This is a genomic window from Kribbella sancticallisti, assembly GCF_039530625.1.
Classification (GTDB): domain Bacteria; phylum Actinomycetota; class Actinomycetes; order Propionibacteriales; family Kribbellaceae; genus Kribbella; species Kribbella sancticallisti.
On record NZ_BAAAOS010000037.1, the window covers coordinates 91572 to 104871 of the forward strand.

The window sequence follows — 13300 nt, forward strand, 5'->3', positions numbered from 1 at the left end:
CACCGAGATCGGGGACTCAGCTCGCGGCGGCGACGGGCGTGGCGGAGTACGAGCCGACCAGGGTGGCGTCCTCGCGATGGGGGCCGTCGACGACGCGGTCGCCGAAGGTTCGCTGGAACTCCTGGAATGCCGGCAGGTCGGCCAGACCCTCGCCGTCGACGACGTGCACGAAGGTGACGCCGTCGTCGAGCCGGAAGGAGCTGTAGCGCAGGCCGGCCGGTGCCGTGCTCGCCAGTTCGGCGAACACGTTCTCGATCAGTCGCTGGTTCTCGTCGGCCGCTTCGGGCTTGGTCTGGTAACGGATCACTGAAGTGCTCATCACGGGTCTCCTCGGTAGTTGCTCTCACTACTTCAGACCGCCTGGACGCGCCGAACTCATCGCGGCGATGAGTTCGGTCTTCCGCCGTTGTCAGTACCAGTGACAGCGAATCTCTGGAGGACCCTCGTGAGCAGCAAGGAACGGACGACCGTCGAGCAGCGCTGGGTGCTGGGCCTGACCGCCATCGGCTCGGTGATGGTGGCGCTCGACGTCCTGGTGGTCGCGGCGGCGCTGACCACGATCCGGCAGGACCTCGGCGCCTCGATCGAGCAACTGGAATGGACGGTGAACGCCTACAGCCTCAGCTTCGCCATGCTGCTGATGACCGCGGCGGCCGTCGGCGACCGCTGGGGCCGGCGCCGGACGTTCGCGGCCGGGCTCGCACTCTTCACCGTCGCCTCGATCGCCTGCGCGTTGGCGACCTCGGTGCCGCTGCTGATCGGCGCCCGCGCCTTCCAGGGAGCCGGCGCGGCCGTGGTGATGCCGCTGGCGATGGGCCTGCTCGGCGCCGCCTTCCCGCCCGAGCGCCGCGGCTGGGCGATCGGCATCTTCAGCGGCCTGACCGGTCTGGCCGTACTCGGTGGCCCGATGATCGGAGGTGCGGTGACCGAGGGGCTGGCCTGGCAGTGGATCTTCTGGGTCAACGTGCCCGTCGGCGCGCTGGCGATCCCGCTCGTCCTGCGCTACATCCGGGAGAGCAAGGGACCCGCCCGCCGGCTGGATCTGCGGGGTGCCGCGCTGATCACCCTCGCTGTACTCGGCCTCGTCTGGGGCGTCGTCCGCGGTGCCGTGGCGGGCTGGAGCAGCCCCGAGGTGGTCGGCTCGTTCGTGCTTGGCAGCCTTCTTCTCCTGGCCTTCCTGTACTGGGAAAGTCGTGCCCCGCAGCCGATGCTGCCGCTGAGCTACTTCCGTTCCAGGTCGTTCTCGGCGGGCAACACGGCCGGCCTCTTCCTCACCGCCGCGCTCTTCGGGGCAGTGTTCTTCCTGGCCCAGTTCATGCAGGCGGGCTTCGGCTCCGGCCCGTTGAAGGCGGGCCTGCAACTGCTGCCCTGGACAGCCACGCTGTTCCTGGTAGCGCCCTTCGCCGGCCGTCTGGTCGACCGCATCGGCGAACGCCCGCTCGTGGTGACCGGCCTGACTCTGCAAGCGGTCGGCATGTTCTGGATCAGTCTGGTCAGCAGCCACACAGTCCTGTACTCCGAACTGGTGGTGCCCCTGATCGTGGCCGGTTGCGGCGTCTCCATGGCGATGCCGGCGACGCAGAGCGCCAGTATCGGATCACTGCCGCGTGAGGCCGTCGGAGTGGCCTCCGGCATCTACAGCATGATGCGGCAACTCGGTGGCGTGGTGGGAGTCGCCGTCCTGGCTGCGGTGTTTGCTGCCGCCGGGGGCTACGAGTCCTTCATCGAAGGATTCAGCCGGGCCCTGGCCGTCTGCGGCGTACTGTCATTGCTCGGAGCAGTTGCCGGCCTGTTTGCTCGGCAGAAGCCGGCTGTGAAGCCGGTCGCGGAACCGGTCAAGGAGTTGGCATGAACTTGGAGGACGAGTTCGCGCAGTACCGGGGTGAGTTGGTGGCGCACTGCTATCGGATGCTCGGCTCGCTGCACGACGCGGAGGACGCAGTGCAGGAGGCGTATCTGCGTGCTTGGCGAGGCTTCGCGGAGTTCGAGCAGCGCTCGTCGGTACGGACATGGCTCTACCGGATCGCGACTCGGGTCTGCCTGAACGCCTTGCAGCACAGCAGCCGCCGGATGGTGCCGTCGGCACTAGGTGCTCCCGGCACCGACCCGAACGACCTGGAAGCACAGGCACTGGAGACCAGCTGGCTGGAGCCGTTCCCGGACCTGCTGATGAGCACTGACCCGGCTCTGGTCGTGGGGACTCGGCAGAGCCTCCGGCTGGCGATGGTCGCCGCGCTGCAGCACCTGCCGCCGCGGCAGCGCGCAGTACTGATTCTTCGGGATGTCCTTGCCTGGCAGGCTTCTGAGGTTGCGGACCTACTCGAGACGACCACTGCAGCGGTCAACAGCTCCCTGCAGCGAGCTCGTGCGGAGCTTGCCAAGCTCGCGCCGACCGAGGAGGAGTACAGCGAACCAGACGAGCCGGTACGCCGTGCCTTACTCGACCGGTTCGCCAAAGCCTTCGAGAGCGCGGACCTGGTCGCTCTGGAAGGCCTGCTGACCCAGGACACCCGGTGGGAGATGCCGCCGACTCCGACCTGGTTCAACGGCCGCGAGGACGTACTGCGCCTGCTGGCGGTGAAGCTGACACCAGGGGAAGGGCTTCGGAGCATGGTGGAGACGTCGGCGAACGGGCAACCCGCCTTCGGGCTGTACATCCGCGGTCGGGACGGCGCCTTCCATGCGCACTCGATCAAGGTGCTCACGGTGACCAAGGCAGGGATCTCCGCGGTGCTCGCCTTCCACCGGGCCGACCTGTTCCCCTCGTTCGGACTTCCACTCGTACGTTTTCCACAGGTGTGAGCCAGCGGCGAGCGACGGCTTGGGTTCGGATGACACACTCGTCCGCGTGAGTGATGCCGAGATCCTGCACCTGCTGCCGATGGCCGCGGCCGCCGTCGCGCTCGACGACGGCCGGGCCGACGGCTTTCTGGCCCGCCTGGGTGGGTTCGACGAGCGAGACCAGGCGCAGGTCGATCGCGTCCTTCAGGATTTCCTGCGGAAGCTGATCCGCTCGGCCTGGGAGCGGGGCTGGACTCCGGCCGACGTCATCCAGCACAGCCGGCGCCGGTTGGAGCCCGGCATCGAGCCGTTGCTGTTCGCGGTGATCCGGTCGGAGCACAAGCCCTACCGGGAGTCGACGATCGACCCGCGCTGGCAGGAACAGTTGACCGACTTCGGGATCGAGCGTCCGTTCGCCGAACTGCAGTTGACCGACTGGGCGGCGGACCAGCGGCTGGGGCGCTACCTCACCCTCCACACCGCACTCGCGCTGGCCGGTTTCCTCCAGACTCTGCCGGGGCTGGCTCGCCTGTTCCCCCTGCCTGGTACGACGGTCCCGGCGCGCACGGCGTCCGTAGTACCGGGGTCTAGTGGGAAGATCCTGGCGCGGATCCGGGGATTGCTCGCGAAGGCGGAGGCGACCGAGTTCCCCGACGAGGCGGAGGCGCTGTCGGAGAAGGCGCAGGAGTTGATGGCGAAGTTCTCCCTCGACCAGGCCCTGGTCGACGCGGATCCGTCGCTGGACCTCGCCGACGACTCCGGCGCCCGGCGGATCTGGGTCGAAACCCCTTATGTGTCAGCGAAAGCGCAGCTGGTCGGCGCCGTCGCGAGCGCGAACGGATGCCGCACGGTCTCGATGGAGCAGCTGGCGGTGGTCACGATCGTGGGCGCCGAGCTGGACCTCCAGCTGACCGAGCTGCTCAGTACTTCGCTGCTGGTGCAGGCGAATCGGGCGATGCTCGCGGCCGGGCAACACATCGGTCATCGCGGGGAGTCGCGGACCAGGTCGTTCCGCCAGTCGTTCCTGATGGCGTATGCCCAGCGGATCGGCGAGCGGTTGCAGGCAACCACCGACGCCACCCGGGCCGCCGTACCGGAGGCGGACGCGGATCGGTTGCTGCCGGTGCTGAGCCGGCGTGAGGAGCAGGTGGAAGCCTTGTTCACCAAGCTTTTCCCCGAGACGGTGACCCGGCGGACCAGGATCACCAACGGCGCCGGCTGGAACGCGGGCCTGACCGCGGCCGACCTGGCCCAGCTCGAAACCCGTCGCCAGGTGCCGGGCTAGGGTTCGGGCGTGAAGCTGAACCCGACCGGCATCGAAGGACTCCTGCAGGTCGAGCTCGACCTGATCGACACCGGTGCCGGCTGGTTCAAGGAGAGTTTTCAGCAGGCCAAACTGACCGACCTCGGCCTGCCGGGCGTGAGCTTCGTCCAGAACAACGTCGCCTTCACCGCCGAGGTCGGAGTCGCCCGCGGCATCCACGCCGAGCCCTGGGATCGCTACATCTCACCGGCGGCCGGGCGCATCTTCACGGCCATCGTCGACCTGCGGGAGGGGCCGGGGTTCGGTCGGCTGGAGACCTTCGAACTCACAGCGGAACAGGCCATCTATGTGCCGAGCGGCTGCGGGCACGCGTTCTGCACGCTCGAGCCGAACACGATCTACACCTATCTGCTGACCGCTCACTGGACGCCCGAAGCTGCGCGAACGGCGATGAACCTCTTCGATCCGCAGGTCGCGGTGCCGTGGCCGCTACCGAAGGATCAGCTGAGCTACACCGAGAAGGATGCGACCGCGCCGTTCCTCGACGCGGTGACGCCGATCAGGCCTTGAGGCCGGCCAGGACGATGTCGAGCAGCCGGTTGGCCTGGTCCGCGTCCATCTCGCGGCCCATCGTGATGCCGCCGACCAGCCGCAGGATGTCCATCAGTTCCAGCTCGGGCCGGACCGAGCCGTCCGCCTTGGCCGCGTCCAGCAGCAGCTCACCGGCCTCCCGGACATTCACCTTGCAGGCCGTGAAGAACTCGGAGTTCTTGCCCAGCGCCACCGTCAGCTCACCGGCCAGGCTCTTCTTCGAGATGCTGTAGCCGACGAAGCTGCGCAGCCACGCCGCCAGCGCGTCGAACGGCCCGAGCTTCTCGGCGAACCCGTAGGCCCGGTCGCAGACGGACTGGATCTCGTCGACGTAGACCGCCTCGAGCAACGCCGTCCGGTTCGGGAACCGCCGGTACAGGGTGCCGATGCCGACGCCGGCCCGGCGGGCGATCTCCTCCAGCGAGGTGTCCGTGCCGTGCTCGGCGAACGCCTCCCGGGCGGCCGCCACCAGCAGGTCGTAGTTCCGCCGGGCGTCGGCGCGGGCCGGCCGCGCGGTCTGCAGCGGTATCGGCGTCGGTGTCGATGTCATCCCGGCCCTCCTTGCCAAAGCCCTTGCCAAGCCATTGCCAAGCCATAGCCCGGCCGTCTGGACGCAGCCGCCCAGGGTCGCCGAAAACTCTTCCTGAAAATCGCTTGAAAAAGCGGAGGTAGCCTCCGTATCGTATCCGGAGGAGCACTCCACTTCATCTGATCCCACTCTAGCCCCTTCGGGGTAAGGAGCAAGTCACACTATGTCGGCAACATCCGCGGCGCCGGCCGGCGCCGGTACCGGCTCGCCCGCGCGGCGGCCGGGGGTAGTCCTCGCAGTCATCCTGATCACCCAGTTGATGGTGATCCTCGACGGCACCGTGGTGAACATCGCGATGCCCAAGATCCAGCAGGCGCTCGACTTCAGCCCGTCCAGCCTGTCCTGGGTCCAGAACTCCTACGCCCTCGCCTTCGGGGGCCTGCTGCTGCTCGGCGCGCGAGCCGGCGACCTGCTCGGCCGCCGCCGCGTCTTCATCACCGGCGTCACCGTCTTCACCGCCGCCTCACTGCTCGGTGGGCTCGCCCCGACCGCCGAACTGCTGCTCGCGGCCCGCATCCTGCAGGGCGTCGGCGGAGCCATCGGGGCCCCGGCGGCACTGACCCTGCTGATGCTGACCTTCAAGGAAGGACCCGAGCGGATGAAGGCGCTCGGGCTCTACAGCCTGGTCTCGTCCGGTGGTGCCAGCGTCGGTCTGGTCGTCGGCGGCATGCTGACCGACTGGGTCTCCTGGCGCTGGGGTCTGTTCATCAACGTCCCGATCGGCATCGGCCTGGTCTTCGCGGCCCGTCAGGTGCTGAGCGAGACGCCGCCCGAGAAGGGCAAGTTCGACGTGGCCGGCGCGCTCACATCGACACTCGGCATCACCGCGCTCGTCTACGGCTTCATCCGGGTCGCGGAGGTCGGCTGGAGCTCGCCAGAGGTGCTCACCGCGTTCGCGGGCGGCCTGATCCTGCTGGTCGCGTTCGTGCTGATCGAGCGCCGGGTGAGCCACCCGATCGTGCCGCTGCGGTTGTTCGCGAACACCGACCGGGTGGCGGCGTACCTGACCATGCTGCTGGTGGTCGGGACGATGTTCGGGATGTTCTTCTTCCTGACGCAGTACATGCAGGGCGTACTCAACTTCAGTCCGCTGGCCGCGGGGCTCGCGTTCCTGCCGCTCACCGGACTGCTGTTCGCCTCGTCGCGGATCGTGCCGAGGCTGCTCGGCCGGATCGACGGCGGCAAGCTGATGATCACCGGCTCGATCTCGGTGCTGCTCGGCATGCTGTGGCTGACCCGCGCGACGGTCGACAGCACGTACCTGAGCGGCGTCGTCGGACCACTGCTGCTGTTCGGCCTGGGCGCCGGGATGATCTTCATCCCGCTGACCGGTCGCGCACTGGCCGGGGTCCAGCCGGAAGACGCCGGCGCGGCCTCGGGCATGCTGAACGTGCTGCAGCAGGTCGGCGGCGCACTCGGCCTCGGCATCCTGGTCACCATCTTCGGTACTGCGAGCCGCAACTCCACGGCGGCCGCCGCGAACCCGGTGGAACGGGCTCGTGAGGTGCTGACGGACGGGGTCCACGCGGCCTTCATCGGCGCGGCGATCTATGCCGCGCTCACCCTGGCGGTCATCGTCCTGGGCGTCCGGCCCTGGAACCGCCGCAAGGACGAGGTCATCCAGCCCACGGCAGAGCCCGTGGTGGTCGAGTCGCACATCTGATCCCGCGGCCCTGGCTGTCGTCATCCTCATGACGCGGCCAGGGCCTCGGCCGGTGACATCCATGCCGCTCGCAGGTCTGGGCAGAGCTCGGCCAGACTCCCGATGAGCAGCGTCCACCCCAACAACAGCCTGAAGACCGACCTGGACCTCCGACCGGCTCCACAGACTCAGGTCAGCGGCCGCCGGTACGTGATGGATGTCTTGTCCTGCTCGAAGCCGAGGCGTTCGTAGAGGCCGAGGGCTCCGGTCGGGTTCTCGGCGTCCACGCCTAGCGAGGCTCGCTTGTAGCCGGTCCGCTCCGCCTCCCGCATCTGCGCGGAAATCGCCACTGCTGCCAGACCGCGGCCGCGATGCGACCGCACGGTGCCCACCTGACCGATATAGACCTCACGGATCCCCGTCGCGGCGGTGTCGGCCTCGTACTCGTAGCCGATCGCGTACGCGACGATTCGTTCACCGTCGAGGACCAGGAACGTAAGGTCGCCGCGAAAGGCGCGCGACCCGGTGAACCAGACCTTCCAGGTGTCCTCGTCCTTCGGCGTCGAACCCCAGTGATCCAGGAAGACGTCGTTGTGGGTCAGCCGCAGCGCCTCGTCGTACGACGGGTCGAAGGTGACCACGCGGAGTCCGGCCGATGCCTCGACCGCCGGGATCGGCGAGTCGAACGGGCGCTTCATCTCGAAGAAGTACCGGCACTCCTCGAAACCCAGCGACGTGAGCAGCGTCCGCGCACCTTCGTTCGTGCTGATCGTGCCCGCGTTGAGCTCGGCGTCGACGTCCGGGTGGTGCTCCAGGTGCAGTTCGCCGGCGCGGCCGGTCATCCAGGAGATCAGTGCGCTGCCGAGCCCGCGGCGCCGCCAGGCGGGCCGGACGGCGGCGTCGGTGTTGAGCCGATGCACGTCGATCACGTGGGTGCGCCAGCGGACGAGCCCGTAGCCGACCATCACCCCGTCAGTCCAGAGCCCGATCGTGTCCGACGCCGCGTTCACCAACGGATCGTCCAACTCTTCGAGCAGGTCCTCGACGCTGAAGTTCTCGCCGTCCTGGTCGACCTTCTGCACGTCGGCCAGCAGTCCCGCCCACGCCTCGGCGTCGGGCTTCTCGATCGGCCGCGCCTCGACCCAGGCCGGCCACCCCTCGAACGTCCCCATGCCGAGAACGGTAGAGCCCGGACCGGCAGCGCGGCACCCCATTTAGCTCAGGCGGCGAGCTTCAGGCAGCGAGTTTCAGGCGGCGAGCCTCAGGCGGCGAGTTGGCGGCACAGCCAGGCGACAGCGAGCGGGTAGCGGTACTCGATTCCGCCGTGCGTGCCCTCGAAGAGTTCGAAGTGAAGGCGATCCTCCGGTACGCCGACCTCCAGCGCGGCTTGGTGGAACGCAGTCGCGCCGAGGTCGAGGTAGTACTCGTCCTGCAGGCCGGCGTCGATCCACACCGCCCGCAGCGAGCGCAGCGCATCGGCGTACTCGGGTCGCTTGACCATCTCCACCGGATCCCGGCTCAGCCAGCGCTCCCACACCTCGGGGATGACCCGGCCGAGTTCGTCGTACGGGAGCAGGACGGTGCCGTCCTCTTCGGCCGAGTACGCCGCGGCGTATCCGTACATCTCCAGGAACTCGAGATCCTGCCGGGTGCTCTGTCCCTGGCGGCTCTCGAAGTCGGCGAAGAAGTTTCATACGACCCGTCGTACTGGTCGCGCAGTTGCCGGGCGCGCAGCGGGAACTCGGGCTGGTAGGAGACCTCGAACGCGGCATCCCCGGCGTGCGTCGCGAGCGCGCCGAACACGTCCGGCCGCAGCAACGGCGTCACCATCGCCGCATAACCGCCGCTCGACTTGCCGGTGATGGCCCGGTGGTCGCGGTCGGCCAGCGTCCGGTACCGCGCGTCGACCCACGGCACGATCTCGTCGCACAGGTACGAGTGATACTTCCCGGTGCCGGGCGAATCGAGGAACTGGCTGCCGCCGTACTTCGTCCACGCGTCGAAGAACACCACGATCGCGGGCGGCACGTCACCCTGGGCGAACATCGCGTCCAGCAACTCCGGATACGGCTGGCGGAACGCCGTGCGGTTCCACCACATCCCGACGTGCCCGGTGTAGCCCATCGCCACGTAGATCGCCGGATACCGCTGCTCCGACTCGTCGTACCCCGGCGGCAGGTACACGAGGACGGGTCGCTCGTGCGGATCTCCGAGCGGGTTGTCCCGCAACAGCGTGCTCTCGAAGGTCTCCTGCTCGAACCGACCGGCAAGCTCAGCGGACCAGGGCAACATCGGCAACCTCCGTCACATCGCGTCCGGGGCGCTGATGCCCAGCAACCCCAACCCATCCTGCAACACCCGCCGGGTCGCCACACACAACGCGATCCGGCTGCTGCGTACCTCGCCCTCACTGCTCAGCACCGGACAGCTCTCGTAGAAGGCAGACAACGCCGCCGCCACCTCATACAAGTAGGTACACAACCGGTGAGGTTGCAACGTCTCCGCCACCTGCTGCACGCTGCCTTCGAAACCCGCCACCAACAAAGCCAACCGCTGCTCGGCAGGCGTCACCAGCACACCCACCGACCCGCTGCCCTCCGTCCAGCCTGCCTTGGTCAGCAGCCGGCTCAAGCGGGCGTGGGCGTACTGGAGGTACGGGCCGGTGTTGCCTGTCATCGCGACCATGCGGTCGAGGTCGAAGACGTAGTCGTTGATGCGGTCGCTCGACAGGTCCGCGTACTTGATCGCGCCGATGCCGACCGCCGCCGCAATCGCAGCCCGGGCGGGCTCCTCCAGCGCGTCCCGTTCGTCCAGCAGGGCCCGGGCGTGACTCGTCGCGTCGTCGAGGAGTGAGGCGAGCCGGACCGTTTCACCGTCTCTGGTCTTGAACGGCTTCCCGTCCTTCCCGAGAACAGTGCCAAAGGCAACATGCTCCGCCGGCACGTACTCCGGCAACCACCCGGCGGCCCGGCAGAGCGCGAAGATCTGCTGGAAGTGCAGCCCCTGCCGGTGGTCCACCACATACACGATCCGGTCCGTCCGAAGATCATCGATCCGGTGCCGAACAGCCGCGAGGTCCGTCGCGCTGTAACCGAAACCACCATCCGACTTCCGCACGATCACCGGCAGCGGCGACCCATCGCGACCGGCGAAGCCCGGCAGGAAGGCACACTGCGCACCACCCGACTCCGTGAGTAGGCCTTTCGCCGCGAGATCGTCCACAACCCCTTGCAGCCGGTCGTTGTAGGCGCTTTCGCCGACCACGTCCGCCCGCGTCAACGGCGAGCCGAGCTGCGCGTAGATCCGGTCGAACTCGACCAGCGACGCCTCGACCATCTGCCGCCAGATCGCCAGCGTCTCCGCATCGCCCGACTGCAGCAGCACCACCCGGGCCCGGGACAGCTCGACGAAGTTGCCATCAGCATCGAAATGCTTCCGGGCCCGTTGGTAGAGCTGCTGCAACCCCTCGATGTCGAGAGATTCCACCTGCAGATCCTCGTGCAGGACCTGCTCGACCATCATGCCGAACTGGGTTCCCCAGTCGCCGACGTGGTTCTGCCGGATCACCTCGTAGCCGACGTACCGCAGTACGTTGCAGAGGGCGTCGCCGATCACGGTCGACCGGAGGTGGCCGACGTGCATCTGCTTGGCCACGTTGGGCTGGGAGTAGTCGACGACCACCCGCTCGCCGCGCGGCGCGAAGACGATCGGCTCGTTGACCCCGGCGGCCAGGGTCTCCGGCAGCAGCGTCAGGTTGATGAAGCCCGGCCCGGCGATGGAGGCCGGCTCGCAGAGCCCGGTCAGGTCGAGCGCGGCGACGAGTTGCTCGGCGATCGCCCGCGGTGGTTGCCCGAGCGAACCGGCCATACGCAACGGCAGGTTGGTCTGGAAGTGGCCGAACTCGGGCTTGGTCGCCGGCCGCAACTCAGGATCGAGCGCCCCGTACTGCGAACCGAAGGCGGCCGCGGTGGCATTGGACAGCTTGGCGACGAGAACAGGCAGAACTGCGGACATGATGGGTCCTTGGGGAGACGAGGCACTGGAACAGGGCTGAGGTGTTCAGACAGTGCGTCGTCGTCGCAGGCCGGAGCGGTCGCGCAAGGCGCTCACGATCACCGGGCTCGTCGACATGTCGTCCATTATGCACGACCGCCGGTGCAGGCTCGGACTACAACTGATGTGGGGAAGGTGCGGGGTGGCGGTCGGTGAGGGGGGTGATCGAGGGCAGGTCTGTTTCGCCCAGGAAGACTCGGCGTACTACCCGTTCGGCGGCGCGGCCGTCGTCGAACTCGCAGAACTTCTCGCGGAACAACTGCCGGTGCTTGGCCGCCTCGGCCTTCGCGAACGCGCCGGTTTGCAGCGCTGCGAGCAACTCCTCGGGCGACCGCGCGACCAGCCCCGGCGGGAACTCGGTGATGTCGAAGTACGTCCCGCGGGTGGTGTCGTAGCTGCCCTTGTCGTCGACGAGCAACACGATCGGCCGGTCCAGGTTGGCGTAGTCGAAGCTGATCGACGAGTAGTCCGAGATCAGCACGTCCGCCGCGAGCATCAGGTCCTCCACCCGCGGGTGGTCCGAGGCGTCGACCACCCGCTCGGAGTGCGCGGACGGAGGCTTGGACAGCGAGTAATGCGTGCGGACCAGGACCCGTCCGTGGTCCCCGGCCGCCGATGCCAGCTGGTCCAGGTCCAGGTGGATCCCGTCACCGCCCAGATCGACCAGGCCGGCCGGAGTGCGGACGGAGTCGATGCCGTCGCGGAAGGTCGGCGCGTACATCACCACCAGATGCGAGTCGTCGAAGCCGAACGACGCCCGAATCGCCCGCACCTCTTCCAGGGTGGCGTTGAGCAGCCGGTCGTTGCGCGGGTAGCCGTACTCGAGCTCCTCGAAGTACGCCGGGTAGGTGCGCTCCCAGGTCTCCGACGAGTACCGGTTCGACGACAGGTTGAAGTCCCAGCGGTCGACCTGCCGCATCAACTCGTCCAGGTCGAGGTCCTTGGCCGCGCGCGGGCAGTGCCGCAGGTCCGTCCCCATCGTCTTCAGCGGCGTGCCGTGCTGGGTCTGGATGTGGATCTGCCCCTCGCGCTTCTCGAGCTCGCGCGGCAGGTTCATGTTGCTGATGAAGTACGTCGCCCGGCCGACCAGCTTCTCGTACGCCGGGGAGCCGGCCACGACGTACTCGACTCCCTCGGGGATGGCCGCAACGTGGTCCGCGTCGATCACCCAGACTCCGCGGAGCTGCGGAGCCAACTCGGCCGCCTTCTCGTAGATCGCCCGCGGGTTGCAGGCGTACTGCTTGAACCAGTAGGCGCCGTACAGGGCCAGGTTGGGGTCGAGCTCGCCGCGGTTCAGGAGTCGCTCGACCGCCTTGCGGGGGCTCGGCACGTTCTTCACCTTGGAACTGAACTTCAGCGTGCAGTACGTCGCGTAGTCGTCGTGGACCAGCTGCCATCGCCGGAAGCCGCGGCGGGTCCGGTCGACCACGTACCCCTCGGGTTTCCACCGCTTGGCGAAGGCGGCCGCGGCGTGGAAGAACTCGGCCCGGTGGTCCGGGTCGAGCCGCTCGGGTTTGTCCAGCACGGCGAAGATGTGGTCCAGCGACCGGTCGAAGGCGAACCGCCGCCAGCCGGCCAGATCGGGGTCGGAGGTGATGAACGCGTGCACCCGGTCGTACTGGTCGAAGATGTCGAACTGCTGGCGGGTGCGGGTGGCGTGGATGTTCCCGCCGGTCCGGTGCTGCCGGTAGTGCACGACCACCCGGTCCAGGGTCGCGATCCGCTGCGCGGTCAGCATCGTCGAGTAGGTCCACGGGGCGTCCTCGTAGAACCCGGCGGTGAAGACGAAGCCGTGCAGAGTGAGGAAGTCGCGCCGGATCGCCTTGTTCCAGACCACCTCGAGGAAGGTCAGGAAGACCGGCCGCTCGGCGGCGGTGAAGACCCCCTCGCCGTCCCGGGCGAAGGCGTCGTGGCGCTGGTTGCGGACCACCTTGCCGTCCCAGGAGATCCGCTCGTAGTCGAACATCAGGATGTCCGGCCGGTCGGTCGCGTCGATCCGGGCGGCGATCGCCGCCAGCGAGCCGGGCAGGTAGACGTCGTCGGCGTCCAGGAACAGCACGTAGTCGCCGCGGCACTCCTTCAGTCCGGCGTTCCGGGCCAGTCCGAGGCCGACGTTCTCGGTCAGGTGCAGCACCCGGACCCGGCTGTCGGCGGCGGCGTACTCGTCCAGGATGCGGCCGCTGCCGTCCGGGCTGGCGTCGTCGACGCCGATGATCTCGAAGTCCGCGCAGGTCTGGCTGAGCACCGAATCCAGGCACGGCCGCAGCCAGGCCCGTGAGCTGTGACACGGGACCACGATGCTGAACCGGGGAACCCCGGCGGAGTCGGAGCTTTTGGCCATGGGACTGCATCCTATGGCCCTGCGCCGGCACCGAATGTA

Annotated in this window: 12 protein-coding genes; 5 read left to right on the plus strand and 7 right to left on the minus strand. The window is 68.2% G+C overall.

The window, feature by feature from the left end; translation table 11 throughout:
* Positions 1–16: 16 nt before the first annotated feature.
* Positions 17–319 (minus strand): hypothetical protein, encoded by a 303-nt coding sequence (locus tag ABD255_RS25440; protein WP_344218174.1) that lies wholly within the window; start codon positions 317–319, stop codon positions 17–19.
* Between the two features lie 126 nt (positions 320–445).
* Here ABD255_RS25440 and ABD255_RS25445 point away from each other — a divergent pair, with 126 nt between their 5' ends.
* From ABD255_RS25445 to ABD255_RS25460, 4 genes are read left to right on the plus strand one after another with little or no spacing between them, the layout of a single operon-like run.
* Positions 446–1852 carry an MFS transporter gene (locus ABD255_RS25445; protein ID WP_344218176.1) on the plus strand — a complete coding sequence of 469 codons (1407 nt, stop codon included), beginning with the start codon at positions 446–448 and terminating at the stop codon, positions 1850–1852.
* A complete protein-coding gene (locus tag ABD255_RS25450) occupies positions 1849–2802 on the plus strand; it encodes a sigma-70 family RNA polymerase sigma factor (protein ID WP_344218178.1) in 954 nt (317 codons plus the stop codon). The genes ABD255_RS25445 and ABD255_RS25450 overlap by 4 nt, the downstream gene beginning before the upstream one ends.
* Positions 2803–2848: 46 nt before the next feature.
* Entirely contained in the window at positions 2849–4066 is a 1218-nt protein-coding gene (locus ABD255_RS25455; RefSeq protein ID WP_344218180.1) for a DUF2786 domain-containing protein, read from the plus strand.
* A gap of 9 nt (positions 4067–4075) precedes the next feature.
* Entirely contained in the window at positions 4076–4615 is a 540-nt protein-coding gene (locus ABD255_RS25460; RefSeq protein ID WP_344218182.1) for a dTDP-4-dehydrorhamnose 3,5-epimerase family protein, read from the plus strand.
* Here ABD255_RS25460 and ABD255_RS25465 read toward each other — a convergent pair.
* Positions 4605–5186: a TetR/AcrR family transcriptional regulator gene (locus ABD255_RS25465; protein WP_344218184.1), complete on the minus strand. Its 582-nt coding sequence runs from the start codon at positions 5184–5186 to the stop codon at positions 4605–4607. The genes ABD255_RS25460 and ABD255_RS25465 overlap by 11 nt on opposite strands.
* A gap of 202 nt (positions 5187–5388) precedes the next feature.
* Between ABD255_RS25465 and ABD255_RS25470 the strand changes: the two genes are divergently transcribed.
* Positions 5389–6888, plus strand: coding sequence for an MFS transporter (locus tag ABD255_RS25470; RefSeq protein WP_344218186.1), 1500 nt, complete (start codon positions 5389–5391; stop codon positions 6886–6888).
* Positions 6889–7055: 167 nt separating this feature from the next.
* Here the strand turns inward: ABD255_RS25470 and ABD255_RS25475 are convergent, their stop codons facing one another.
* From ABD255_RS25475 to ABD255_RS25495, 5 genes are all read right to left on the minus strand, one after another.
* Positions 7056–8039: a GNAT family N-acetyltransferase gene (locus ABD255_RS25475; RefSeq protein WP_344218188.1), complete on the minus strand. Its 984-nt coding sequence runs from the start codon at positions 8037–8039 to the stop codon at positions 7056–7058.
* Positions 8040–8128: 89 nt separating this feature from the next.
* A complete protein-coding gene (locus ABD255_RS25480) occupies positions 8129–8368 on the minus strand; it encodes a hypothetical protein (RefSeq protein WP_344218190.1) in 240 nt (79 codons plus the stop codon).
* 17 nt (positions 8369–8385) lie between these two features.
* The gene (locus ABD255_RS25485; protein ID WP_344218192.1) at positions 8386–9159 is read right to left on the minus strand and encodes an alpha/beta hydrolase; all 774 of its coding nucleotides are present in this window, start codon (positions 9157–9159) and stop codon (positions 8386–8388) included.
* Between the two features lie 12 nt (positions 9160–9171).
* Entirely contained in the window at positions 9172–10881 is a 1710-nt protein-coding gene (argS, locus tag ABD255_RS25490; protein WP_344218194.1) for an arginine--tRNA ligase, read from the minus strand.
* A 154-nt stretch (positions 10882–11035) separates the two neighbouring features.
* Positions 11036–13261, minus strand: a complete 2226-nt coding sequence (locus tag ABD255_RS25495; RefSeq protein WP_344218196.1) for a bifunctional glycosyltransferase/CDP-glycerol:glycerophosphate glycerophosphotransferase — start codon at positions 13259–13261, stop codon at positions 11036–11038.
* Positions 13262–13300: the final 39 nt, after the last annotated feature.